We start from the raw sequence: 25,931 nt of genomic DNA on the forward strand, positions 1-25,931 counted from the left end.
ATTACGATTTACACTCTGTCATTGTTTCAATATTATTTTTTTAGATGTCCAAAATTTTGTTGCCTTAATGCCTCATAAATAAGAACAGCTGCTGTATTTGAAAGATTATAAGAACGAATATTATCTGTCATTGGGATTCGTAAAGTTCTATCTAAATTATTCTGAATAACTTCTTGAGGAAGCCCCGTTGTTTCGCTTCCGAAAATAAAGTAATGATCTTTATTTATTTCACTGTAATTGAAGGAGTCATAAGGCGTTTCTCCAACCTTCGTAACATAGTAAAAAGCTCCGCCGTCATTTTTTTTGTAAAATTCATCTAAGGAGTCATAATAATGAATCTCGACATATTCCCAATAATCTAAGCCTGCTCTCTTTAACGCTTTATCGTCGGTGGAGAATCCAAATGGACGAATTAGATGAAGCACCGTGTCTGTTCCCGCACATGTTCTGGCAATATTGCCTGTATTGGAAGGTATTTGTGGTTGGTATAGAACAATATGTATTGCCAAATTTGTCACCTCTAACTATTACTTTCCGTTCCATTATACACCTACTTAAAAGGAAATGCGAAAGAGATTATTCTCCTTTTTAACCATCAATAATCGTAAAGAATTTATATTTAATATTTGGAGTATAGGCAGTTGAATCTTCATATTTCCAGTAGCGCATGCGACTATTATACGTATGTGCATTTACTAACGGCTCTCCATTTGCATCTTTTCCCGTGACAATCGTTGTATGATTATATTTCCCATCCCCTTCAAAATCATAACAAATGACATCTCCAAGCTTTAACTCCATTGCGCTATTTACTTTATTTGCACGTAGACCGGCAGTAGAAGTTTCTAAATATCTTGGAAATGCATTCGCTACAGACCAACTGTAGCTCCAATTATTATTTTGCATCCACCAACCCTTATTACGGTTCGGATAGCCTCTCATCGGTGCCCCTCCCTCATGCACACATTGCGATATATAATTGGTACAATCGACCTCAAATTGGTGGTATTTCGGATTGTAACTATTCCACCATTTCTCTGCATATTGCACTGCTTTTAGACGATCATATGTGTAGCGACTCGATCTCTCTTTCGTTTCTCTAAATTCTTCAGCTAATGGTACCTCTCGATAATCTTCTGGATAAGCTGGGAGGAGCTCCGTATCTTCAATTAATACGCCTTTATAAAAAACACCTTTTCTATTTTCGACCTCTTCTTCAACAATAAAAAGCTCGCCTTGCTTGATAAAATATTGGAGATGAACAGAATAAACCAATTCTTCTGTCTCATCCGCCTTTTTTTGACTATCTTCAATTTTCCCTTTTGCCTTCACATGAACTATTTCAGCATTTCTTTTATTCATACTATTTCTTTTTCGCTCTAATTTCTCATCTACTATGGCTGTTCTTTCTTTTGCAACACATTGCTGAATCCGTTTCTCGATAAGCTCCATTAATTGTTGTTTCATTCCATCTACTCCCTTCTTTAATAACTATGTTTAAAGGGAGAAGAACTGTACAAAAAAAAGAAGGCATAGATATCCTTCTTTTTGGTCTCGTATTAATTAGTAAAAAATGAGGAAAGGCATTTTCCCTCTTACTGTATGAAGTATTGGCGTTCATCCTACTGATGAAAACCACTTTTTCTCTTTCTCTATGAAATTTTGGTGTTCATTCACTTGATGAAAACCACTTTTTCTCTTTCTTCATGAAATTTCGGCGTTCATTCACTTGATGAAAACCACTTTTTCTCTTTCTTCATGAAATTTTGGCGTTCATTCACTTGATGAAAACCACTTTTTCTCTTTCTCTATGAAATATTGGCGTTCATTCACTTGATGAAAACCACTTTTTCTCTTTCTCTATGAAATTTTGGCGTTCATTCACTTGATGAAAACCACTTTTTCTCTTTCTTCATGAAATTTTGGCGTTCATTCACTTGATGAAAACCACTTTTTCTCTTTCTCTATGAAATATTGGCGTTCATTCACTTGATGAAAACCACTTTTTCTCTTTCTCTATGAAATTTTGGCGTTCATTCACTTGATGAAAACCACTTTTTCTCTTTCTCTATGAAATTTTGGTGTTCATTCACTTGATGAAAACCACTTTTTCTCTTTCTCTATGAAATTTTTGCGGTCAGCCACACGATGAACGCCTCTTTTCCTACCACTCCACGAAATATTAGCGGTCAGCCACACGATGAACGCCTCTTTTCCTACCACTCCACGAAATATTAGCGGTCAGCCACACGATGAAAACCTCTTTCCCTCTCACCACAAGAAAAAACAGCGATCTTCCCCCAAAGGAAACCAGCCATATTAATTAATGCGCTAATCGCTGTAAAGCATCTTGGATTTCTTGTAGAACTTCTTGATCTTCTTCTTGTTGTGTTGCTGTTTGCAAGGCAGTCTTTGACTCGTCGCCGCCAATTTTCCCTAAAGCCCATGCTGCTGTTCCTCTTATCACTGGTCTTGGGTCTTTTTTCATAACAGTAATTAAATCTCCGACTGCTCCTTCCTCTTTAAAATGAGCAAGTGCAATAATCGCGTTGCGCTGAATCGGCTTTTTTCCACGCCAAGAACCAGAAATATAACCATACTTTTCCTTAAATTCTTTATTACTGATAAATAGTAGTGGCTGGAGCAATGGTTTTGCAATTTCTGGGTCTGGCTCCATTTCTGGATGATTGTGAAAATCAATTCCTTTATTTTTCGGACAAACAGTTTGGCAGGTGTCACAGCCATAAATTCGGTTTCCGAGCTTTTCTCTAAATTCTTCTGCTAGAAATCCCTTTGTCTGTGTTTGAAAAGCAATACATCTTTGAGCATTTAACTGTCCACCTTGAATAAGCGCACCTGTCGGACAAACCTCTACGCATTTATTACATGTTCCACACTGATCTTCCATTGGAGTATCTGGATCTAGTGGAAGATTGGTAATCATTTCTCCTAAATAAACATAAGAGCCAAACTCTGGCGTGATGATCGCACAGTTTTTTCCAGACCAGCCAATACCTGCACGCTGAGCAACTGCTCGGTCCACCAATTCCCCGGTATCTACCATCGATTTACACAATGCATCCGGGATTCTTTCTTTTATATAATCCTCAAGTTTCTTCAAACGATCATTTAAAACAACATGATAATCAGTTCCCCAAGAAGCACGGCAAAATATGCCTCTGCGTGCTCCTTTTTTGCTGACTACCCTTTCTTTCATTTTAGAAGGATAAGCAAGTGCAATCGAAATAATCGACTTTGGCTGTTCTAATAGAAGGGAGGGGTTTACCCGCTTCTCTATATCTTTCTCTTCAAAACCAGATTGATAATTTAATTCTTGCTGCCTAATTAAACGTACTTTCATTTCTTCAAAGGTACTTGCACTGGTAAAGCCTATTTTATCTATTCCGATTGTTTTACTATATTCAATGATATCTTTCTTTAATTCACGGAAATCCAATGGGCTCCCTCCTTCCTTTTCATTGGTTTTTCATTAAGATTACGCTAAAATATAGGATAACATAAACAACTATTATATTGGAGGTGTATATATTGGATATTTCACTCTCAGCACAGATTAAGCAATTGATACCTAATTTTAAGATTGGATTCATTCATTATCAAGGAATGGAAGTAATGGACACACCACAGATGATAAAAGGGCGAATGCGACTTTTTCAAGAGTCTATTTTTTTTGATTTAGAAGATAACAACGTAACCGATATTCCTTCTGTAAAAGAATGGCGGGAAATCTTTAAAAAGACAGGTAAAGATCCAAATCGCTATCGCCATTCAGCAGAAAGCCTGCTTAGACGCATCAAAAAACAAAATTACTTAGAGCCAATCAATAGTAGCATTGATATTAATAATTTCTTTTCCCTTCAATATGGCGTTCCTATCGGTATTTATGATTGTGCCAATCTTCAAGGAAATATAAACATACGTATTGGAAAAGAAGGCGAACAATATGCTGGTCTTAATGGAAGAATGAATTCGATTGAAAATTTGATTGTATCTGCAGATGAGCTTGGTCCATTTGGCAGTCCTTTTGTCGATTCCGACAGAGCACCTGTCCAACCATCTACGAAAAATGCCATTCAAATTGTCTATCTTCCCCCATCCATTGAAAGTGAAAAAGCAAACCAAATGGTAGAATCCCTACTTAATATGTTTGTACAGGTTCATGGAGGAGAAGCTTCTTTTTCCATTGTAGAATAATAATTTGTCAGGAGAGCCGATACAGCGGAAACACCCTCTCCTGCATATAGCTATTTTCTTTGTAAAATTAAAAAACGCAATGCTTCGTTCTTAATGAAACGAAACACTGCGTTGTGAGCGTATGTATGGAGCGGGTGATGGGAATCGAACCCACGACATCAGCTTGGAAGGCTGAGGTTTTACCATTAAACTACACCCGCATTTATTAAGTTTTCTTTACTGTTTTTTTACTTATTTTTAACACGTTTTTTATTATATAGCCGTATTGTTAAAAAAGCAACCTCTTTTCGACAATTTTTTTATTTTTTTCTTTTATACGGATTCTACCACTTGTAGCTTCTACTTCTCAATGGTTTAGGGAATCTACTTACCTTTTTAAAAACACAATTTTAGCCACCCAGATCGTCTCTGTCTACGGGGCCTTCCAATGTTAATTCTGATGGAATTTCAAAGCAGATTCCCTTCCCAAAGTTTGCTTTAAAAATACTACATCACCATTGTATTCAATAGTCCAAGATTTATTATCATTTTTTTGTATCTTTACATTTACTTTACGATTCTCTCCTTTTTCCAAAAATAAAAAAACCAGTTCCCACTTAAAAGTAGAAAACTGATCTTTAATATTTACAAAACTTCCCTCAGTGTGAGATATGCTTATTTTGTAAAAATGGTTTTTCTTTCTTTCCAAGCAAAACCTGCAATTAACAATATAAGCGCCCCCATGATAAGTACATATGTTGTTACGGCGCCAGCAACTCCAAATGTCTGTGATAAATAGCCGAGACCAATAACCGGCAGGCTTACACCTAGATACGTAATTACAAAAAAGGTAGAAACAATATTTCCTTTTATTTTACTTGGTGCCATTTCATTTACTAGCGCTAAGCTTCCCGCATATGCTGGTCCATTCCCTCCACCAATAAGTACAGCTGAAATCAACAATAACGTCAGTGATTGAGTGTTAATTGTAATAACTAGGAGCATAAGCCCTACCGCTAGGAAGACATAGCCAATTGTGATCAATTTTATTAGGGATAATTGTTTTAATAAAATTTGGTTAAAGGCCGCAGCGATTAATCCAAGTGCTACAACAATTCCTGATATGGTTAAGCTCGTTACGGTCGTAAAGCTAGACAGATTGGATGGTATTAAAGACATAAACATACTAATAATCGACCATGCCACAAAAGAAGTAAAGGAAGCTAATAAAAATGGTTTCATTATTTCTTTTGGAACAAATGGTTTCTTTAATTGAACAGGCTTTAGACCTGGTCTAATATTTTCATTTAGGAAAAACAGAAGGATAAAACATGGGATGATAAATAATAAATGTACATAATAAGATAATCTTAATGGGATTGGAGCAAAGTCACCAAGCAATCCGGAGAGAATTGGCCCGAATGCATTACCAAGTGTAACAGCAAGAGCACATATTAACGCGGTCTTTTTCGTGTTTTTCTTCTCATCTAACTCTGTTAAAGCAGCTACTGCTACTCCATTTAAAATACCGACAGATAATCCTTGGAATAAACGGCCAATAAGCAGCATTCCAAGACCATTTGCGATGATGAAGCAAAATGTTCCTATCAGTGAGAAGAAAATCCCTGGAATTAGCACTTTCTTTTTCCCAATTTGATCTGATAATTGCCCTGCAATGACGATAGCGGGAATTACGGTAAAGGCATAAATAGCAAACACAAGTGTAATCATTCCCGATGTAAGTCCCCACTCCATTCGATAAAGCGAATAAAGAGATGCTGGAATATTCGTTCCGAATAATGTTAAAAATAAACTGCAGGCAACTAGCCAGTAAGATACTTTTTTGCTTAATGTTTTTTGCTCTCTTAGTGTTTGAATAGTATCTGTACGTTGAAGCAGTCTTTGTTGGAAAGCCGATTTATGAATGGCATCTGCATCCACTTCTACGACATCCATTAGTCCCTGTAATCCAATTAAAAGGTTTTGAACTTGCTTGTCTCCTGCTGAACTAGAAATTTGTATTCTCGTCGTTGCTTCTCGTTTATATTTTTTCGTTTTTATATCTTCAATATTTACATGATGCGTTCCAAATAAGCTGGATATACGAGCCAGAACTCCCGGCTGATCATTTACAAGCATCGATATGCGATATGCTGAAGTCATGAGCTCTTCACTCCCTTGTTAGTTTCCATCTTCTATTTTATGATTGAATAAATATAAAGTCTATACATTTGTAAGAAAATATAACATGAATTCTTCGACAAATTATTCCATTGTGATTTTATGCATTAGATTTAACTTTTTTCTCCTTTATAAAAGTTTTTATTTACTGTATTTTCAGAAAAATCTTGCATATTTTTTGTATATTTTAATCTAGTTCTTTTTGGGGAATATAATAAGATAGCTTAAATCCCTTTTAATTTGTGAACAAATTTTGAATAAATGTTTCTATTGTGATTTTTTTCACATATTTTCATTGACCTCTTAAGGAATCAGCATGATAATAATAGGGTAATAAACATTACTACAGTGAAAACTAAGAAAAACCTTGATCAGGAGGATTATGAATATGGAAGGCGCATCTCTTTTTGAAGTAGAAAAATTAGCGTTAAAAAAATTAAAAATTTATAAACAAAGTAAGTTTCGCTTTTTTATGCGTGCCGTTGTTGCAAGTATGTTCATAGGCTTTGGCGTAATCGTGGCATTCAAAACTGGAAATTTCTTTTACGCAGTAGAATCACCTTTTGCTTACCCAATGGCTGCTTTAGTATTCGGCGCAGCAATTATTCTTATCGCATATGGCGGCGGTGATTTATTTACAGGAAACACTTTTTACTATACTTATGCAGCATTAAGAAAAAAAATTAAATGGACGGATGTTTTTAAAGTTTGGGGAACTAGTTATGCAGGAAATATTGTTGGGGCAATCTTCTTTGCTGTTTTCATCTTGTTAACTGGGCTATTTAAATCTCCTAGTGTCAATGACTTCTTGCTCCATGCTGCAGAAACCAAATTAGAAGCACCAATTAGTGAACTTTTCTTTCGAGGAATTTTATGTAACTGGCTTGTTTGTTTAGCTTTCTTTATCCCTATGGCTTTAAAAGAGGATATCGCTAAAATTACGGTAATGATTTTATTTGTTTTCTGTTTCTTCATTTCTGGCTATGAACACAGCATTGCCAATATGGCGACATTCTCTATTTCTTATGTATTAGATCAAAATCCAGCTGTTACTATTCCAGCAATTATTCGTAACTTAGTACCTGTTACGATAGGGAATTTAATTGGCGGTGTCGGTTTTATGGGCGTTATGTATTATTACGTTAACAAACCATTTATGGATGAGGAAGAAAAATAATCAAGGTTCAGTAGGAGTTGGTACCACACATTATATCAAGTGTGGTACCGTTTTTTTATTAGGCCGTTTTCGTAAAGTTTGTTGCTACCCCCGCAGACGTCATATATGCGAAAATTTTCAAATAACATCCAAATTCTCTCATTTATTCCCCCCTCTAATCCTCATAAAGAAACAAACTATTATCCCTCCTGCCTCCCTATCTTCAAAACAAAATAATTCACAAAATTTATTTTGACTTCTACTAAAGTAAAGAGTAAATTTTAATAGTATATTCAAATAATCAAATATACAAATATTCAAAGAAGAAGGGTTAATATGAAATGGAAATTGATTGACAATCGATTTACTCACTACTCGTTTGCGTCTTTTAGAAAAGATATTACTTCTGGAATTATTGTTGGTATTATCGCGATTCCACTGGGGATGGCATTTGCGATTGCATCGGGTGTGAAACCTGAATTCGGGATTTATACAACGATAATCGCAGGAATTCTTATCTCCTTATTAGGAGGATCCAAATTTCAAATTGGCGGTCCGACCGGAGCTTTTATCCCTATCGTGCTTGGCATTGTTCTCGGATATGGTTTTGAAAATTTATTAATTGCGGGGTTCCTAGCTGGAGTTATCTTAATACTCTTTGGTTTATTTAAACTTGGTTCCCTTATTAAATATATTCCTAGATCTGTAACTATCGGATTTACTTCTGGAATCGCCGTAATCATTTTTACTGGTCAAATCTCCAATTTTTTAGGCTTGCGGAATATAGAAAAACATGAGGCATTCTTAGCTAATATGAGAGAAATCATTCAGCATTTCGATACAGTTAGTCTATATAGCATTTTTACAGCTGTTATTTGTCTTGTGATTATTCTTTTTTCACCGAAATGGTTTCCAAAACTCCCTGGACCATTAATGGGATTAATTATTTCTACCATTATTGCAACGTTTTTTTATCCTAGCGAAATCGCTACTATTGATTCGATGTATGGCGGCATTCCAAATAAATTGCCATCCTTTCATCTTCCGCCTATTACTTGGGAGCGAATTACATTATTGATTCAACCCGCGTTTGTTATTGCGATTCTTGGAGCAATTGAGTCCCTATTATCTGCTGTTGTGGCAGATGGCATGACAAACAGCAAACATAACAGTAATAAAGAGTTAATTGGTCAAGGGATTGCCAATATGATTGCTCCCTTATTTGGGGGCATTCCAGCTACAGGCGCAATTGCCCGAACAGCTACAAATATAAAGAGTGGGGCAGTTTCCCCTCTTTCCGGAATCATTCATGGTATCGTAGTGCTTCTGGTTCTAATGGTTCTTGCCCCTTTTGCAGGCAAAATCCCACTCGCAAGCATGGCTCCTTTATTAATGGTAGTTGCATGGAATATGAGTGAACAGAAATCATTTCGTACAATTCTCAAAACAAAAACAGGAGATTCCCTTGTATTAAGCGTCACTTTTCTACTAACGGTCTTTTTTGATTTAACGACAGCAGTAGAAATAGGCCTGTTTTTAGCTATTATTATCTTTACTAAACGTATGAGTGATATAATGAAAACATCTCAAGTACTGCCTAGCAACTTAAATAAACTAGAAAAACTGGATCAAAAACTGTCCCACGGTTGTCCTCAAATTAGCATTTTTGATGTGGAGGGACCGTTATTTTTTGGAGCTGCCCAAGCATTTGAGCAAACCTTATTACGCTCTATTCATCGTCAACCTGAAATACTAATTCTTCGGATGGGAAAAGTTCCTTTCATGGATTTAACCGGAGAGGCTTATTTCGCCAATATTGTGGAAAGCTTTTCTAAGCATGGAAAAGTTCTTATTTGTGGAATTAATCCTCAACCAGAAGGCATCCTTCGAAAAACCGGCTTGTTTGAGAAAATTGGACCAAATCATTTCTTTATACACACAGGAGAAGCAATCGACTATAGCTTACTCCTTGTAAACAAGCATCAATGCCAAGGTTGCAAATACTTTGCTTTTCAAGAATGCGAGACATTAGCCAATCAACAAGACCAAAGAGTGAATGAGTCAGCATCCATAGCAATAAAGTAATGAAAGAAAAGGAGGAAGGCATTTGGTTGCGATAGGTAAGACTTTGAAGTAATCTCCATCTTTTCCCCCGCTTAGCACCGTACGTGAGACTTTCACCTCATACGGCGCCCCATCAACTACTAGCTCGTTACATTATCAATTACACAGTTGCCCACTTTTTTACGAAGAGCGTTAACTTTACTCAGTTGTTCTTCATTAAGATTCAGTACATTAAGGTACTTATTAATGGCGCTTTCCTTTACCGCATGGATTAACTTATGGACTTCCTTACATATAAATATAAGGTTTTGATAAGCGTCCGTTCCACCTTTATTTCTAGGCTTTTTATGATGGAGTTCCATTTCCCCAATGATTAAATCTTTACGTGTTATTGCACATTTACCTAATTGAGCAATATATTTTGAGAGTCGATTGTCATTGTATTCCATACTCTCCGATTTTATTGGGTTTTCCATCAAATAATGTACCATGATCGGTGGTACAGCCTCTTGGCTATTGTGAACCAAGATTCGTCCACTTTCGGTATAAGAGTTTTTCTCCTGAGTAAAGTTCAAAGGGCTTTTGTGTTTCACCCCATCTATCGGGAATAAAATCATGCCACACGCAAAGAATTTCTTTTTATTAAGATAATCTTTATATGCTTTTTGAAAGAATGGTGTGATAACTCCCTTTGAACTCTTTGCTTTTTTAAGCTTGTTATACAGGATTCGTTTGACTGAGTAAGAAATTTCACTGAAATCCTTTGTCGTATGTGTCGCATACCGATAATAATTGTGAATTCCCAAGATAGTTGAGTTAAATTTAGTTACTTCAGCCTTATTCGGTTTTCTTCGAATAAATTCAGCTTTTGTTTTTATTTTCTCAATTACCTTGCGTCGTGATTTATCTGTCATATGCGATTTAACAACACGCTTTTTGCCTTTTGGAACTACTTTGAACTTAAACCCTAGAAACTCCGAATAGTTCTTACGTAAATTGACTACTCTCGATTTCTCATTGCTGATTTCAAGGCCTAATCTTTCCTTTAACCACTGCTTAGAAGATTCAAATATAATAAATGCGGTTTTGTGGTCTCGACAAAAGATTTTAAAGTCATCTGCATATCTTACAATAAACATTTCCTTTAACTTGGTATACCTTTTAAGGGTGGCGTATTTCACCGTTTGGTCAAACCGCTGTTTTCCACCAATTACACGTATCTTTGTGTAATCCTTTCTCGTCTTAAATGTTTCCCACTGATTACTTATCCACCAGTCGAATTCATTCAATACTACATTTGAAAGTAACGGAGAAAGAATTCCTCCCTGTGGAGTTCCCTTAGTAGGTTTCCCAATTCCTTTAACCTCAGCTTTGAGCATCTTACTTATAATCGAAAGAATACGTTTATCCCTAATTCCAATTGTCCATAGTTGTTTAAGCAACTTCCCATGATCAACGTTATCGAAGAAACCTTTAATATCAACATCTACTACATAATGTAGTTTGTTTTTGTTTGCTAATGTTACAGCCCTTGAATATGCGTGGATTTGACTCCGATGAGGTCTGAATCCATAGCTATGTTTATGAAAGCGAGCCTCGCATATAGGTTCAAGAACTTGTAATAAGCATTGTTGAATAAGTCTATCTTCAATAGTAGGAATTCCTAAAGGACGAATGCCGCCATTTGGCTTTTGGATTTCCTTACGTTTCACTTTATGAGGTTTATAATCATCTAGGCGATTTTTAACATATTGTACAAGCATATCAGGGCTTCTAAGTCCGATTTCGAATATAGTGTTTTGATTCACTCCTGCTGTCTTACTTCCCTTGTTTTTCTTGATGTTACGAAAAGCAAGTTTAACATTTGCAGGGTTTACAACTAATTCATATAACTTATTAAAAGTTTTTCCTTCCGAACTTAGCTGATATAACTGGTCAAACATGTCTTGCGTGTTGTAATACTCATTGTTTCTCAGCTTTTGACTTTTTAACTCCTTCGGCTTTGCATGGGTTTCAGTCAATTACTCACCTCTTTACATTCCCAAATTGGGTTTGTAATTTCAGCTTTCATTTCTCTTAGTCATACTCGAACCTGAAATTTCTGTGATAATAATGTCGTCTTCTAACAGTTGACTAATGGCTATCCCTCCACTGTTTGTTATCACAGTTTCTTTGGTACTGTGCCATTACCTTCACCGACATAAAAGAGGTTATACATATACACTTTCGACATATATGCTTTCCCTGCTACCGCTTCATAGAGTGCAAACTCTCCACGTTATCGGCTTACCACGTTCCAAGAATCCTATCTATTCATTCACAATCCGTAGGTGATTCCTCTAGCCCTGTTAGCTGGATGGTGCCTGTAACACCATAAGGTATTTCATAAAGACAAATTTTACTCTACCTCACTAACCCCGACATGCGGGACTATCCATTTCGAATAGCTATACCTCTAGAGCCGTACATTCGGAATTTCGTCAATAGATGGCTGTGACATCTAATTTCTCACCATAGACTATCTTGTAGAACCCCGGTCTATCAGCCATACCCTCTGCCTCCAGAGAGCTTTCCTCGTCTTTCTCGTTAGGATGACCTTCAACCGACTTCACCGAGCTTATAACCTTCAAGTGTTTTGCACCACCTGAACGCTATTCGGAGGATTAGGCGAGCCTTTCAGGGCGTTACCCCATCATTCGACTCTTCAGATTCTTAGTTCTCCTAGCTTTAAGCTAGTGGCTAATCTTTTCAATTAGCAACGTGTCGCACAATCTTGATATTCAACAATTTAAGGCAGATTTTTTTAAAGCATTAGCCCACCCTTTACGAATCAAAATTTTAGAAATTCTAGCACAAGGGGATAAAAGTGTTAATGAAATTCTTGAGCTTTTAGAATTAGAAGGATCAGCTGTTTCTCAACAATTAAGTATTCTTCGCTCTAAAAATATTGTTATTGGAAACAAAGAAGGAAACCGAGTCATATACTCGCTTAGAGATCCTGCTATCATTGAACTTCTATCTGTTGCAAAAAAAATCTTTAACAATCATTTAATCGATACCATTACAATTTTAGATAAAGTAAATGAAATGAAATCATGATAAAAAGAGGATGGGACATAACTAAATAGATACTCTGTAAAGACGAACAATTTCTAATATAGCTAGTAAATAGCGGCTGCTTTCGCATACTTTTTACAAGAGGAAATATAATTAGTTGGAAAAACAGAGCAGCCGGAATACACGAAGACTCCTATGGGATTAGCGAGACAGTCTGAGACCCTGCAGGCCACAGGCCGAAGCGGCTCAGCGCGAGCCCCATGGAAAGCGAAGTGTATTCCGGCTGCGGGGAATCGCACCAAACTTCATGGAAACATCCTTTGAAAAACAAATAAAAGCCCGAACAATTATACGGAACATTCATTAGCATCTTCGTATAATTGTTCGGAATTATCCTTGGCTGGAATACTTATGTCCCAGCCTCTTTTTATTAAAATAATGTGGTTAAAAATATAAATGGCAATCAATGAGACAAGATCAAGCCATTATCTTCCGTCTCTTCCGGTTTCTCTGCTACTATTTCAATTAAAACTTTATGGGGCAAGCAAATAATTGTTTGTCCGGGTATGCCTTTCCATCCCATTTTGACGCCAATCTGGTCTGGACTATTATCTTCTTTAATTCTGATTTGCTCATTTTCCACTTCGATTAAATTATATTGTTTTCCTTTTCCTTTTATCATGAATTGTTCATTTTCCGTATGGCCTGTTAATTCTACTTCTCGGATGACTTTACCGTCCTGTGTAATAATTGCGATAACTTTATTGCCTTCTTCTTCCTTACTTTGGCTCATCGCAAATACAGCCATTGGGACAAATGAAATGACTAAGAGGAGAACGACCATTATAATATCAAAGGGTTTAATCATCTTGGAGTATTTTCTCATCGAAAACGTCCCTCTCTGTTAGCTAATTTACACTTCTATTATAAAGGTTTTGATAGTAGAAACATATGGATAAGGACAAATCGTCGATAAATTGCCATATGTTTAAAGGCTTAGCAAAAATACAAAAGGCTGGGACAAAACAAAATATATAATAGATAAAGACAAACAATCTCTCATTTAGTAGCGAAACCAACTCGTTCCATCCTTTTTTTAAAGAAAAGATAATGAGTAGGAAATACAAAGCAGACGGGATACACGTAGGCGAGAAAGTCCAAGGCCCAGGCTTGGCGCTCGCCCCATGGAAAGCGAAGTGTGTTCAGGCTGCGGGTGATCACCACAAACCCTATTTAAAATGAATAAAAAAACCCAAACAATTATACGAAAATTTGATTAGAATCTCCATATAATTGTTAGGTTTATATAATTAGTCTCTATACAATCAAGGTTTTAATACAACTTTAATGACTTCATCTTCATGGTCGTTAAACATTTGGTAAGCGCTGCTTGCGTCATCCAATGAAATGCGATGTGTAATGATTTCCGTTGGATCCATTTTTCCAGAGGAGATCCAATCAAACAGCATTGGCATATAATGAATAACTGGTGCTTGTCCTGTTTTAACGGTGATGTTTCGTTCAAATATGTTTCCTAATGGAAACATATTATATTTAGAACCATAAACCCCTGTCAGTTGCATCGTACCAAATTTGCGCACAGCATTCATGCCAATTTCAATCGCACTTAGAGTTCCTCCTTGGAGCTTCAATTTTTGTCCAATTGCTTCCATAGCAGATTTCTTTCCGTCCATTCCTACGCAATCGATTACTACATCTGCTCCACCAGATGTTAGTTCTTTTAGATAGTTACCCGTATCTTCATGGTTATCAAAATTAACGATTTCTACTTGATTCATTTTTTGCGCATGATTTAGTCGGTAAGGAATATTATCAACTGCAATAACACGCTTCGCACCCTTCATCCAAGCAAATTTTTGGGTCATTAACCCAACAGGTCCACAGCCTAGTACTACAACTGTATCGCCATCTTTTACCCCTGAATTTTCAACACTCCAATACGCTGTTGGAAGGACATCGGACATAAATAACAAAGCTTCATCCTCTAATTCGCAAGACTCTGGGATAACAAAAGGTACAAAATTCCCATATGGGACACGTAATAATTCTGCCTGTCCTCCTTGATAATCTCCATATCTTTCTGTAAAGCCAAAATATGCTCCTGTATCTGCAATATCCTTATTTGGATTAGCGTTATCACATTGGCTTTCCATCTCATGCTCGCAATAATAACAATGTCCACAAGATATATTAAACGGCAGTACTACACGATCTCCTTTTTTAACTCTTGTTACTTCAGGGCCTACCTCTTCTACAATTCCCATTGGCTCATGTCCTATTACATAATCTTTTTCAGTAGGAAGTGCACCTTGGTATATATGTAGATCCGAGCCGCAAATTGCAGTTGAGGTAATTCGAACAACAATATCATCTTTCTTTTGGAGCTTCGCATCTTCCACTTGTTTTACTTGTACATCTTTTGTTCCTTGAAAAGTGACAGCCTTCATTGCAAACTCCTCCTGTTTCATAGAATGTTTATCTATACCAATTTAAGAAGAGAAAACAAACATCCAAATATTTCCCCACCTGCTCACATTATCTTTACAAAATCTATACAGGAAAATTACACTACCGACATGCTTACAAAAAAATAAACCTTTACTATACAAAGGAATGTTTCTACAAATATCTACAATTTTTTAGGAGGAAAAAATGAAAAAAACATTTGTTAAAACAATTAGTGCCTTATCTGTAACCTGTATACTCGGATTTTCTCATTTTATGGCTCCCTATTCTGTAAGCGCTGCAACCTTTTCGGATACAATTGATGTGAAAAAGATCGCTTCCTACAGTACGGGGTTAACAGATAAAGATGGCGGCGGCGCGGAAATCGTTAAGTACAATCCAGATAATCAAAAATTCTATGTCATTAATGGAAAACTGCAAACCATTGATATCGTAGACCTTTCTTCTTTAAAAACAAATACACATCAAGATTTATCCAAAGAAAAATCTATTAATATTGCAGAACTACTTAACAGTAATTCCTTTCAATATGGAGATTTAACTAGTATTGATATTAATACGGAAAACCAAATAATTGCAGCTGCAGTTCAAGATGCCGATTATACAAAAAATGGACGTATTGTAATCTTAGATTATGACGGAAATATCCTACATACATTTGAAGCTGGAGTTCAGCCTGATAATGTCATAATCTCTAAAGATGGTAACCATATTCTATCTGCAAATGAAGCAGAACCAAGAATGGGCTTAGAAAATGGAGCAGATCCAGAAGGCTCTGTTACCATTGTTAACTATGAAACAAAACAAGCGAAAACGGTTCTTTTTGATAATACTAGTGTAATAGATTCCGATGTGCATATCCGAAACAATGGTTCCTTAGCTGATGCGGTTCACGATTTAGAGCCTGAATACATCAGCCTTACAGAAGATGGAAAGACTGCATTCGTTTCCCTACAAGAAAATAATGCTATTGCAAAAATCAATGTGGAAACAGGAAAAATAATTTCAGTAAAGTCATTAGGCTTTAAAGATCACTCTCTGCCAGGCAACGGATTGGATGCAGCACGAAATGATAAAATTGAAATCGAATCATTACCAATTTTAGGTGTATATATGCCAGACTCGATTGATGTAATCGAGAAAGATGGAATGACATATTTATTAACTGCAAATGAAGGTGATGCGACAGAATGGGAGGAATTTGTTAACGTAAAGGATTTCAAAAAGATCAAAGATTCCATCCAACTAGATCCGTCGTTATTTAAAGGATTTACTCAACAAGAGGCAGAAGCTGCTTTCGAGCGTATGAAAAGCTCTGGTGATTATGACAAGTTAGAAGTACTGACCGACCGTGGAAACGATGCGATATACACTCTAGGTGGGCGTTCGTTCTCCATCTGGAATGCAGATACAATGGAACTCGTTTTTGATAGTGGCAGTGAGTTTGAAGAAATTACAGCCGAGCGTTACCCAGACTACTTCAACTGGTCAAACGATGATGATGTATTTGAAAAACGAAGTGCAAAAAAAGGGCCGGAGCCAGAAGATGTGAAAGTAGGCATGATTGGAAATGAGCTTTATGCATTTATTGGCTTAGAACGCATTAGTGGCGTAATGACTTACAATATTACCAATCCCTCTAATGCCACATTTGCAAATTATACGAATACAAGAGATTTTTCACAAACGATTAGTGGGGATGTTGCTCCAGAAGGACTTGCCTTTATCCAAGCAGAGAACAGTCCTACTAACAAACCGCTGCTACTAGTTGGGAATGAAGTGAGCGGAACAGTAGCTGTTAATGAATATCAAGTAAATCCGCTGATTCCAATTGAATCAATAGAACTAAATCAAACATCGATTAGTATCGAGATAGGACAAACCTTTCAGTTCGAAGCTTCTATTCTGCCAGAAAATACAACGGTTAGCACAGAACTAATTTGGACTAGCACTAATCCAGATGTTGCTACCGTGAATGAAAAAGGATTAGTAACTGGAATAGCAGAAGGATCAGCTTCTATTATAGTAGAAACAAAAGATAGCAAAAATCGTATGGTAGCAAACATTACTGTAAGAGAGAAACCAGTGGAAGAGGAAGAAACGCCGGTGAATACACCTGATAAGGAAGACCCAGAGGATGTACCAGCAGATTCCACTGACGAGGATAACGAAAATTCTGGAGAAGATACAGCTGATCAAATAGATGATTTTCTAGAAAATAATGATACTAATAACAACCATCCTAAACCGGAAACAGGAAAGCCATTACCAAATACAGCAACAGCTCATTATTCCCTGTTACTATATGGATCACTACTTATCCTGCTTGGTGGAGGCAGTTATTTCCTAGTTTATCGTCATCAACAAAAAAAGGATAGGCTGTTCTCGTAAAGTTTGTTGCGATTACCCGCAGCCGGAATACACTTCGCTTTCCGTGGGGCTCGCGCTGACGCTGAGCCTCCTCACCTCCGGGGTCTCAGACTGTCTCGCTAATCCCCGTGGCGTCTTCGTGTATTCCGGCTGCTCCATTTTTCCAACTAATTGTTTTCTCCTATTGAAAAAAACAACAATCCTTTAGAAAACAGCCAAAGGATAAAATGATCTAATCAGAAAGAGAAATCATAGAAGAACCATGGTTGTTTGGATATATTCCATTCTTATCCATGGTCTTCTTTTCCCTTTTATGAATAACCATCATAATCCTTAGTTTGCAGCTAATTTATTCGGAATCGGCTTTCTTTGCACTTTTACCTCGTAGTGAGTTGTTTTATTTTCAATAATAAAAGGAGGTATTCCATCACGGTGAGCATGGGATTCTTTAAACTCTTCGCTTCCTATCCATCCTAAGAAACCATCCATATCTTCCCATCTAGTCACAATCGTAATTTCTTCATAACCTTTTGTTTTCATTGTTAGCAATACTTCCAGCCCCATAAATCCTTGTTTTGTTTCAATTTTACCAACACGATTAAATCTTTCAATAAATCCTTCGGCATAACCTGTTTCTACTTTTACTGTATTCGTTACGATATACATATTTGTTCCTCCTACCAATTTTTTTTATTTGGAATAATCATTGGAAAAGAATTTTCGTATTTAATCATGGCATCAATTTCATATACTTCTTCTAGAAGTTTAGACGTTAATATGTCTTGGGGATTTCCTGCCTTATAAACACTACCTTTCTTCATCACTACTAAATTGTCACAATATGCACCAGCAAAACTGAGCTCGTGCAAGACCATTACAATGGTCATCCCATATTTTTGGTTTATTTTTTTCATCAACTCCATAAGCTCCATCACATGGGTTATATCTAAATAAGTAGTTGGTTCATCTAATAACAGAACCTCTGTCTTTTGAGCTAAAGCCATGGCAATTCTGGCTCTTTGCAATTCACCGCCTGAAAGAGTATGCAGCATGCGGTCTTTGTAACTCATTAACTGACATTCATGTAATGCCCATTCAAGTATTTCTCTATCTTCTTTATTCATCCTTGATAAGCCTTTTTGATGAGGAGTTCTTCCATAGGAAACCAATTCTTCCACGGTTATATTAGGAAAAGTTTCTTTTGATTGTAGTAACATTGTTATCTTTTTGGAAAATTCCTTACGACCTATCTGGGTGATGGGTAGATCTTTTAAAAGGATTTCTCCCGCTTCTGCTTTATAAAGCCTAGCAAATAATTTTAATAAGGTGGATTTTCCAGAACCATTTGGCCCGACAATAGCCGTCATTTTTCCCTCTTCGATTGCTAAGGATAATTGATTTATTTGAAAAGCACCTTGGATAAATGTAAGATTCTTTGTTTTTAGTGCACCCATTAAACGATTCTCCTTTTTCTTAAAAGAATAATAAAAAACGGGGCTCCTAACGCTGCTAATAATATTCCAACCGGCAGCTCTATTGGATCGAAAGCTGTCCTTGCAACAGTATCTGCCAAAACAACTAAGACAGCACCTCCTACTATAGAATATGGCAATAAATAACGATAATCCTCACCAATTAACAAGCGAATCATATGTGGCACAACCAAACCTACAAAACCAATTAGTCCAGCCACACTAACGGCAATTCCCGCTAGAAATGAGGCTAGTAGAATAATCACAAGTCGAATCCATTCTACATTTTGGCCTAAAAGCTTTGCTGATTCGTCCCCAAGTATAAGGATATTCATCGGTTTTATCGTAAAGAAGCTAAGTAGAAGCATCACTATTGCATAGGGAAAAATAATCTCAACATGGTACCAGCCTCTCCCGTTTAAACCACCGGATAACCAGCCGATCACAGACTGAATTCGATCACTGTATAAAACCATCACTCCATTTGTCATTGCTCCAAGTAATGCATTCATTGCCACTCCTGCCAAAACGATTTTTACAGGCGAAGCTCCTTTATCCCATGCAAATAAATAAATACATATTGTTGCTGTAAAGGCACCAATAAATGCGAGGAAAGGCAATAAATAACTATATGCTGGAAAAATCACCATTGTCAGGATAGCCGCAAGTCCACCCCCAGCGGAAACACCGATAATCCCAGGATCAGCTAGTGGATTTTTCATGACTCCTTGTAACAATGCACCTGAGGCTGCCAAACATGCTCCCACTAATAAACCAATGATAATACGAGGTAATCTTAAATTATAAATAATCGTCTCATATACTTCTTCTCCATTTCCTTTCAAAACCTGAAGAATTTGAGAAAGATTGACTTTAACAGCCCCTAATGATAACCCTGTATAAATTGCCACTATTAATAAGACAAGCAAGGTGATAATCACTACTATTCTTCTATTCTTTCTTTCTGATACATCCATTCTTTTCACTCCATGCTATTGAGCAATTCCACCAGATAGAACACAGCTTCTGTTACTTTGGTGCCTGGGTTCGTACCAAACAACTCACTTGGTAATACTTCTACCTTTCCTTCCTTCACCGCTGTGATACTATTCCATGCTGAATTCTGTTCCATTTCTTTTAAAAAGCTTTTCTTGATTTCACCTGGATTGCCATGTGTAATAAGCAAAACAGCATCAGGGTTTGCTTCCACTACTCTTTCTGTATTAATTTGTGCATATTGCGAGAATTTTTCTAAGGCAGGATAATCACTTGCAATATTTATTCCTCCAGCATGTGTTAATATGTCTCCACTTAAAGAATTAGGAAGTGCCGCCATGTATGTGCCAGGAGCTCCATAAACTAGCAAGACTCTTTTATTCTCCTTCACGGCCTGGTTTTTTATTTCTTCCAGTTTACGAGTCAATGCTTCTGTTATCTCTGCTGCTTCCGATTCCTCTTGAAGCATTTGTCCATACAGGTTAATTTGTCGTTTAATATCTTCTATAGAATTAGCTTCTGTTAGAACAACCTTTGATCCAACGCCTTCGATTGCTGTAACATCGTCCTGGTTAAAAGCTACATTTGCCAAAACCACCTCAGGGTGAATAAGGGCAACTTGTTCATAATTAATCTCATGGGTAGTACCTATTTCCGGAACATCTTTTAACGAAGAATCAACTAGATTATCTGCTTCCTTTGTAGGTTTACCTGCCACCTTTATCCCAAAGGCATTCATAAGATCAACATCTCCGCTTCCTAAGGCTGCAATCGTTTTAGGTACTTCCGCGAATTCCACTGTTCGATTGGCGAAATCGGTTATTTGGATAGACGCTTCCTTATTCGTTGTATCTACATTCTGATTGCAAGCAACCAGAAGACCTAGTACACAGAAGAAGGAAGAGAATTTAATTCCTTTGCTTAAAAACATTTTTATTCACCATCTCCCCGTTTAACTAACTTTCCATGCACTACTAATCTTCCTTCTAAGGAGTCAACGGCATAATCACAAGTAGATAATGTAACAATTGTATCCTCTTGGTTTATAGATACTTCTGATGAAAAAAGTGATTTTTCTTTAACCTGATCAATAAACTTCTGAAAAGACTGATGATCTGGAAATTCAGTCTCAATATAATAAAAGGAAGTAGTCGTCTGATAGACTGAAAAAACCTCGACATCATAACCTTCGTATAATGAATCCAAATAGATGGTCTTATTGCTTTTAAAGAAATCTTTATCTAAGTATTTCTTTAACTGTCCAAACATACTTCCATCCTTCATTCGATGTCCATAAATAATGGTATTCTTATTATTTTCTAATTTATTGTCATTTCTGTAGTCTAAAAAAATACTCCCTGCTCGTGTATCTTGTTTTTTATAGTTTTGGGTCAAATAGTACTCATTATCTTTCGATTGTAAAATCGGATAATCAATTTTTGTTTGATCAATTGTTATCCAGCCAACAATATCCTTGTTTATTTCCAATAGCGGCTGAAACGATGTGCGAACTTGGCCTTCGCCACTTTCCTCTGCTGCGTTCCTGCCTGATTCATAAACCAGTTGTACACTTTCTAACGTTCTATTATTCGTATAATAATCATATAGAATCGGCACTAATTTATAGAAAGAGAAGAGAAAAACTCCTGCGGCAATGAGTGTAATGATTCGCTGAAGTAGATGCTTTCGTTTTTCCGTTTTCATGATTTCCTCCCCTTTCCAGCACCGCCGCTATATTCCTAAAGGAATAATATAAGAACCACCTGTCTCTTTTTCGGTATTCAGCATAATATCTACTTGATATATTTCTTTAATATTTTTCTCTGTAATCACTTCGCTTGGTTCTCCTGAAGCAATTATTTTTCCATCCTTCATTAGAATCACATAGTCGCTGTATCGCAATGCTTGGTTAATATCATGCAGTACCATTACAATCGTTATTTGATATTCTTCATTTAATTTTCGAACCAATTGCAATAACTCTATTTGATGATATATATCCAAATAGGTTGTTGGCTCATCTAAAAATAAAATATCTGTTTTTTGCGCTAATGCCATCGCAATCCATACTCGCTGCCTTTGACCACCAGATAGTTCATTTAAATAAATATGTTTATAGCTTTGCAGATTTGTACATTGGATTGCCCATTCCACTATTTTTTCGTCTTCCGTTGAATCCTTCTGCCAAAGACTTTTATGGGGAACTCTTCCAAAGCGAATCAAATCCTCTACCGTTACATCTTCAGACGTTTGATTATTCTGATAGACCATTGCAATTTTTTTAGCAATCTCTTTAGCTTTATACTCAGACAGTTCTTTTCCACTTAATGTAATACTGCCTGCATCAATATTTCGATTTCGAGCTAATAGGGAAAGCAGGGTCGATTTACCACAGCCATTCGGACCAATAATAGAAGTAACTTTGTTTTTTTCTATCGTACCAGATAGTTCTTTAATAAATGTTCCCTTCATTTGATAAGCAAACGAAATTTGCTTAAATTCCATTTATCTTTTCCCCCTTTCTCAATAGAAAAATTAAGAATGGTCCCCCAATAATAGCCATCAGCGTTGATGCGGGAATCTCTAAAGGTGCAATTAACAATCTGCCAAATGTGTCAGCTGAAAGCAGCAGTAGAGCGCCTGATAATGCCGAAAATGGAATTAAGATATAATGATTGGTGCCTATTAACTGTCTTGCAATATGCGGTATAATGAGTCCTGCAAACATGATTACTCCTGCAACAGAAGTTCCAACAGATGCTAGTAAAACAGCGATAGCAGAAACAAAAATACGCACCCAATGAATTCGGATTCCAAGGTTTGCAATTTTCTTATCTTCAAGCCTTAGTAAATTGCACCAAGGACTGACAAAAAAAGCTACAGCTAAAAGAACAACACCGCATGCGACAATAATTTGTACATCTTCCCATGTTTTCATGGTTAAATTAGAAGCATTTGTTGCTCCAACAGAAATATTTAAAAAGGAACAAATATTAATTAAAGCATCTCTTAAACCAGTAAACATCGCACTAATTGCTATCCCAGTTAAAATAACTCTTAGCGGTTTTAAACCAGATTTCCAAGAAAGCCAATAAATAATAATACAAGCAATTGTTCCTCCTATAAATGAAAAAAGGGTTTCGCTAATATACCAGCCTGGCAAAAACAAAATGCCGAAAAAGGTAAAAAAGCTTGCTCCAGAAGAGATACCTAGTATCCCTGCCTCAGCTAGCGGATTTCTCATAACAGCCTGAAACAATACTCCCGAAACAGAAAGCACTGCTCCTGTAAATATTGCGACAATTATTCGTGGAAAACGCAAATCCTTGATTACTTCTACCTGTTCATCGCCTCCGTGAATTAAACCGCTGACTAGCTGTGAAATACCAATGGGGATACTACCTTTTAATGCAGAGTAGACAATCATCCAAACAAGGAAGATGCTAACAAGCAAAAAATAAATAACTATTTTATTCCTTTCACGTCCCTTATTCATAAAGCATCTCCACCAATTGATCCATCGCTTCATTTATGTTTAAATTCGCAGTAGTAGCAAAGATAGGTTCTTGTAAATCAAAAACTCGATTGTTTTTTACTGCATTAAAATGCTTCCATATATCATTCTCTGAAAATTCTTTTTGAAACTCCTCTGCCACTTGTTCTGGCACACCATGCGATAATCGCAAAATGACATCTGCATTCGTTTGCTGTAAATATTCCGTATTAGCAGAAATATACTCAGCTGATTGCCCGGTAACAGCATTTTTTCCTCCTACTACTTCTACTAAATTACCAACATATGAATTTTCAGTAGCAACAAGATAACTTCCACCAGGCACACCTAAAAGGATTAACACAGTCGGAGTTTTTTCTTGCTCCGTTTGTTTTTTTATACTTTCCATTTTCTTTTCAATAGACGATCTTAGTTCTGCTGCTTCTGTCATTCGCTCATACTTATTTCCAAGTTCTATAATTGTATCAAGCATGTTTTCCACACTATCTAGTTTTAAAAATTGAGCAGATAAGTTCATCTGGTCAAATGAATCTTTCAAATCATACTCTAGGGTAGTGACAGAGAGAACATCTGTTGGCTGCAATGATTGAATGATTTCCATATCAGGACTCATCGGATTTCCTACCTCTGTTACATTCTTATATCTTGCTGGTATATCGTACTGTGTAGTTGGTATTCCTACTAAATCGAGATTTAAGGCATCCATAATCTCCGTAATTGCCAATGTTGTTGCAACAATCTTGTCATTTTCCTCATTTGCTTCCACTTGTTTTTTTTCTATTTCTGCTTGTGTGTTCAGAGAACAACTTACAAGCAGTAGGAGGCATATACAGGAAAAGAATATCTTCCAATACTTCATTTCTATCCTCCTATTGCTCTTTTTTCTACCGAAACTGAAAGATTCAAGCCTCCCAAACTCTCTCAATCACTTTGAGTGTATGTTATTATGTAGGATTAAAAATAGATTGAAAGTATCTAAAGGAGGCAGAAACCATTCATAGGACGTATCCAGTTTAATTTAACTTTTATAAAGTTCTTGTTCGGTATTTTCTCGCTATAATAACGAAAGAAACAATCATTAAAGCTGCATACAGCATTATTTGCGCAGTGTCACCTGTTTTAGCATTAATCACACTTCCATTGGTGTCTGTATTTGTTTCTGAGGTACTATCTTGGTCTCCATTTCGATCATAGTTTAAATCTTCATCAGTAGTATTTGAAGAATCATCCTTGTTAGAGTCTTCGCCATTTCCACTAGCAGAATCATTGTTTCCATCGTCATTATTCGGTTCCTCTTTTTGTCCACCTGTTTCATTATCTGCTATCGGCAGATCTGATGTATCAAATTGGAAACGAATATCATACCAATGGTCATAATTTATGCTTTCTACCACTACATGAATTCTCGCATTTACTGGATTAAAAATATCTTTTACTGGAAACTCAACTACCTGTGTTGTTTCATTACTGCTTACAATCTTAACTGGTTGTGATTGTACTTGTAATTCTTTAATATTTTCCGATTGCATCTCTACTTGAGCAACAATTTCTCCATCCTTTACGATTAATTTACCTGGTTTTGTAAAATAACTGTCTGCCATAGACGGCTCATTTTCAGTCCCATGTAAAACAGAGTAATCAACCGTGTATTCGCCGTCTTTTAAAATGCCATTATCTGTTTCCTCTTCTTCTGGAGTTTGTTCTTCTTCACCAGGTGTTTGTTCCTCTTCTCCTGGAGTTTGCTCTTCTTCACTTGGATCACTAACAAATGTAAGCGTATTCTTATCTGGAATAATGCGAACCTCATGCGTCATTCCATAGGACATCGTTAAATGGGTATTAACTACTTTCGTAAGATCTTCGATTGGAAACTTTAATGTTCTTAGTTGATTTTCAGTATCTTCTTTTACAATTTCTGCATCTACTAGTTGTCCATTAAACTCTGTTTTAAATGCAATGATAAATTGACTTGAGGAGCAGCCGAAGTAGGATTAGCTATTCCTAAAAAAATTAAAGCGATTAATAGCATGATTGTGAGTGATTTGCTCACGTTCTGTAACCTTTGCAAAATTTCCCCATCCTTTCCTAATAAAAAAATAATTACTGTACAAATAAAGTTAACTTCCACCTCCAACTTGTCTTTTACTAGAAATTTATTCTCTATAAAGAATAGTAAATGATATTGATTCTCATTGTCAATAGTGTTTTCTCAATAGATTCTCAATTGTTTTTATTATTCCAATATGCTTTTTTAGTATTAATTCCCTTTTCCTTACCGCTACTTAATTCCATAAAAAAAGTGCCAAAAACGCAAAACGATGCATTTTCGGCACTTTTATGACTATAAGTTCTTTCTACTTTATATATTTTTAGCAAAATAACTTCGAATTCGAATTCAAATTCATTTTCCATTCACTAATTCCCTTTACTTTTATCCATA

At 36.4% G+C, this 25,931-nt stretch carries 23 protein-coding genes, 1 tRNA gene and 1 pseudogene; 5 read left to right on the forward strand and 20 right to left on the reverse strand.

What is annotated here, in order from left to right; translation table 11 throughout:
* Window positions 1-32: 32 nt before the first annotated feature.
* From trmL to queG, 3 genes are all read right to left on the reverse strand, one after another.
* On the reverse strand, window positions 33-509 hold the full coding sequence (gene trmL, locus NST60_RS05680; protein ID WP_016204255.1) for a tRNA (uridine(34)/cytosine(34)/5-carboxymethylaminomethyluridine(34)-2'-O)-methyltransferase TrmL: 477 nt from the start codon (window positions 507-509) through the stop codon (window positions 33-35).
* A 79-nt stretch (window positions 510-588) separates the two neighbouring features.
* Window positions 589-1,467, reverse strand: a complete 879-nt coding sequence (locus NST60_RS05685; RefSeq protein WP_016204256.1) for an amidase domain-containing protein — start codon at window positions 1,465-1,467, stop codon at window positions 589-591.
* A gap of 856 nt (window positions 1,468-2,323) precedes the next feature.
* Complete coding sequence (gene queG, locus NST60_RS05690; RefSeq protein WP_016204257.1) at window positions 2,324-3,457, reverse strand: tRNA epoxyqueuosine(34) reductase QueG; 1,134 nt, start codon at window positions 3,455-3,457, stop codon at window positions 2,324-2,326.
* A 92-nt stretch (window positions 3,458-3,549) separates the two neighbouring features.
* On the opposite strand from queG, the gene NST60_RS05695 reads away from it, so the two are divergent.
* Window positions 3,550-4,215, forward strand: a complete 666-nt coding sequence (locus tag NST60_RS05695) for a B3/B4 domain-containing protein (protein WP_016204258.1) — start codon at window positions 3,550-3,552, stop codon at window positions 4,213-4,215.
* Window positions 4,216-4,341: 126 nt separating this feature from the next.
* Here the strand turns inward: NST60_RS05695 and NST60_RS05700 are convergent.
* From NST60_RS05700 to NST60_RS05710, 3 genes are all read right to left on the reverse strand, one after another.
* Window positions 4,342-4,415 (reverse strand) — tRNA-Gly (locus NST60_RS05700).
* Between the two features lie 230 nt (window positions 4,416-4,645).
* On the reverse strand, window positions 4,646-4,903 hold the full coding sequence (locus tag NST60_RS05705; protein ID WP_016204259.1) for a hypothetical protein: 258 nt from the start codon (window positions 4,901-4,903) through the stop codon (window positions 4,646-4,648).
* Entirely contained in the window at window positions 4,870-6,357 is a 1,488-nt protein-coding gene (locus NST60_RS05710; RefSeq protein WP_016204260.1) for an MFS transporter, read from the reverse strand. The genes NST60_RS05705 and NST60_RS05710 overlap by 34 nt, the downstream gene beginning before the upstream one ends.
* Before the next feature lie 406 nt (window positions 6,358-6,763).
* Here NST60_RS05710 and NST60_RS05715 point away from each other — a divergent pair, with 406 nt between their 5' ends.
* Together NST60_RS05715 and NST60_RS05720 are read left to right on the forward strand one after the other, a co-directional pair.
* A complete protein-coding gene (locus NST60_RS05715; RefSeq protein ID WP_016204261.1) occupies window positions 6,764-7,552 on the forward strand; it encodes a formate/nitrite transporter family protein in 789 nt (262 codons plus the stop codon).
* A 315-nt stretch (window positions 7,553-7,867) separates the two neighbouring features.
* Window positions 7,868-9,616 carry a SulP family inorganic anion transporter gene (locus NST60_RS05720; protein WP_016204262.1) on the forward strand — a complete coding sequence of 583 codons (1,749 nt, stop codon included), beginning with the start codon at window positions 7,868-7,870 and terminating at the stop codon, window positions 9,614-9,616.
* A 119-nt stretch (window positions 9,617-9,735) separates the two neighbouring features.
* Here the strand turns inward: NST60_RS05720 and ltrA are convergent, their stop codons facing one another.
* Window positions 9,736-11,616, reverse strand: coding sequence for a group II intron reverse transcriptase/maturase (gene ltrA, locus NST60_RS05725; RefSeq protein WP_318010528.1), 1,881 nt, complete (start codon window positions 11,614-11,616; stop codon window positions 9,736-9,738).
* 739 nt (window positions 11,617-12,355) lie between these two features.
* Between ltrA and NST60_RS05730 the strand changes: the two genes are divergently transcribed.
* A complete protein-coding gene (locus tag NST60_RS05730) occupies window positions 12,356-12,694 on the forward strand; it encodes an ArsR/SmtB family transcription factor (protein WP_169188035.1) in 339 nt (112 codons plus the stop codon).
* A 421-nt stretch (window positions 12,695-13,115) separates the two neighbouring features.
* Here the strand turns inward: NST60_RS05730 and NST60_RS05735 are convergent, their stop codons facing one another.
* A complete protein-coding gene (locus NST60_RS05735) occupies window positions 13,116-13,538 on the reverse strand; it encodes a NusG domain II-containing protein (protein ID WP_016204264.1) in 423 nt (140 codons plus the stop codon).
* 439 nt (window positions 13,539-13,977) lie between these two features.
* Window positions 13,978-15,120 (reverse strand): zinc-dependent alcohol dehydrogenase, encoded by a 1,143-nt coding sequence (locus NST60_RS05740; RefSeq protein ID WP_341098349.1) that lies wholly within the window; start codon window positions 15,118-15,120, stop codon window positions 13,978-13,980.
* Between the two features lie 205 nt (window positions 15,121-15,325).
* Here NST60_RS05740 and NST60_RS05745 point away from each other — a divergent pair, with 205 nt between their 5' ends.
* Window positions 15,326-17,530, forward strand: coding sequence for a choice-of-anchor I family protein (locus NST60_RS05745; protein WP_341098350.1), 2,205 nt, complete (start codon window positions 15,326-15,328; stop codon window positions 17,528-17,530).
* 312 nt (window positions 17,531-17,842) lie between these two features.
* Here NST60_RS05745 and isdG read toward each other — a convergent pair whose 3' ends face one another.
* From isdG to NST60_RS05800, 11 genes and pseudogenes are all read right to left on the reverse strand, one after another.
* Window positions 17,843-18,175, reverse strand: coding sequence for a heme oxygenase (gene isdG, locus NST60_RS05750; RefSeq protein ID WP_016204267.1), 333 nt, complete (start codon window positions 18,173-18,175; stop codon window positions 17,843-17,845).
* 11 nt (window positions 18,176-18,186) lie between these two features.
* Window positions 18,187-18,963, reverse strand: a complete 777-nt coding sequence (locus tag NST60_RS05755; RefSeq protein ID WP_169188033.1) for an ABC transporter ATP-binding protein — start codon at window positions 18,961-18,963, stop codon at window positions 18,187-18,189.
* A complete protein-coding gene (locus tag NST60_RS05760; RefSeq protein ID WP_101730422.1) occupies window positions 18,963-19,958 on the reverse strand; it encodes a FecCD family ABC transporter permease in 996 nt (331 codons plus the stop codon). Before NST60_RS05760 ends, NST60_RS05755 begins: the two co-directional genes overlap by 1 nt.
* A 5-nt stretch (window positions 19,959-19,963) precedes the next feature.
* On the reverse strand, window positions 19,964-20,908 hold the full coding sequence (locus NST60_RS05765) for an ABC transporter substrate-binding protein (RefSeq protein WP_341098353.1): 945 nt from the start codon (window positions 20,906-20,908) through the stop codon (window positions 19,964-19,966).
* Window positions 20,909-20,910: 2 nt separating this feature from the next.
* Window positions 20,911-21,681, reverse strand: a complete 771-nt coding sequence (gene srtB, locus NST60_RS05770) for a class B sortase (RefSeq protein WP_016204271.1) — start codon at window positions 21,679-21,681, stop codon at window positions 20,911-20,913.
* A gap of 27 nt (window positions 21,682-21,708) precedes the next feature.
* A complete protein-coding gene (locus NST60_RS05775; RefSeq protein ID WP_016204272.1) occupies window positions 21,709-22,482 on the reverse strand; it encodes an ABC transporter ATP-binding protein in 774 nt (257 codons plus the stop codon).
* On the reverse strand, window positions 22,472-23,473 hold the full coding sequence (locus NST60_RS05780; RefSeq protein ID WP_016204273.1) for a FecCD family ABC transporter permease: 1,002 nt from the start codon (window positions 23,471-23,473) through the stop codon (window positions 22,472-22,474). Before NST60_RS05780 ends, NST60_RS05775 begins: the two co-directional genes overlap by 11 nt.
* Window positions 23,466-24,350, reverse strand: a complete 885-nt coding sequence (gene isdE, locus NST60_RS05785) for a heme ABC transporter substrate-binding protein IsdE (protein WP_212121115.1) — start codon at window positions 24,348-24,350, stop codon at window positions 23,466-23,468. Before isdE ends, NST60_RS05780 begins: the two co-directional genes overlap by 8 nt.
* 166 nt (window positions 24,351-24,516) lie before the next feature.
* Window positions 24,517-25,305 carry an NEAT domain-containing protein gene (locus NST60_RS05790; protein ID WP_341098356.1) on the reverse strand — a complete coding sequence of 263 codons (789 nt, stop codon included), beginning with the start codon at window positions 25,303-25,305 and terminating at the stop codon, window positions 24,517-24,519.
* Window positions 25,282-25,455, reverse strand: a pseudogene (locus tag NST60_RS05795) (NEAT domain-containing protein); the annotation flags it as partial. The gene NST60_RS05790 and the pseudogene NST60_RS05795, both read right to left, overlap by 24 nt.
* A 256-nt stretch (window positions 25,456-25,711) precedes the next feature.
* The gene (locus NST60_RS05800; RefSeq protein ID WP_101730429.1) at window positions 25,712-25,903 is read right to left on the reverse strand and encodes a hypothetical protein; all 192 of its coding nucleotides are present in this window, start codon (window positions 25,901-25,903) and stop codon (window positions 25,712-25,714) included.
* Between the last annotated feature and the right edge of the window lie 28 nt (window positions 25,904-25,931).

Origin of the sequence: Niallia sp. FSL W8-1348 (assembly GCF_038006745.1) — a bacterium.
Lineage (GTDB): Bacteria > Bacillota > Bacilli > Bacillales > Cytobacillaceae > Niallia > Niallia alba.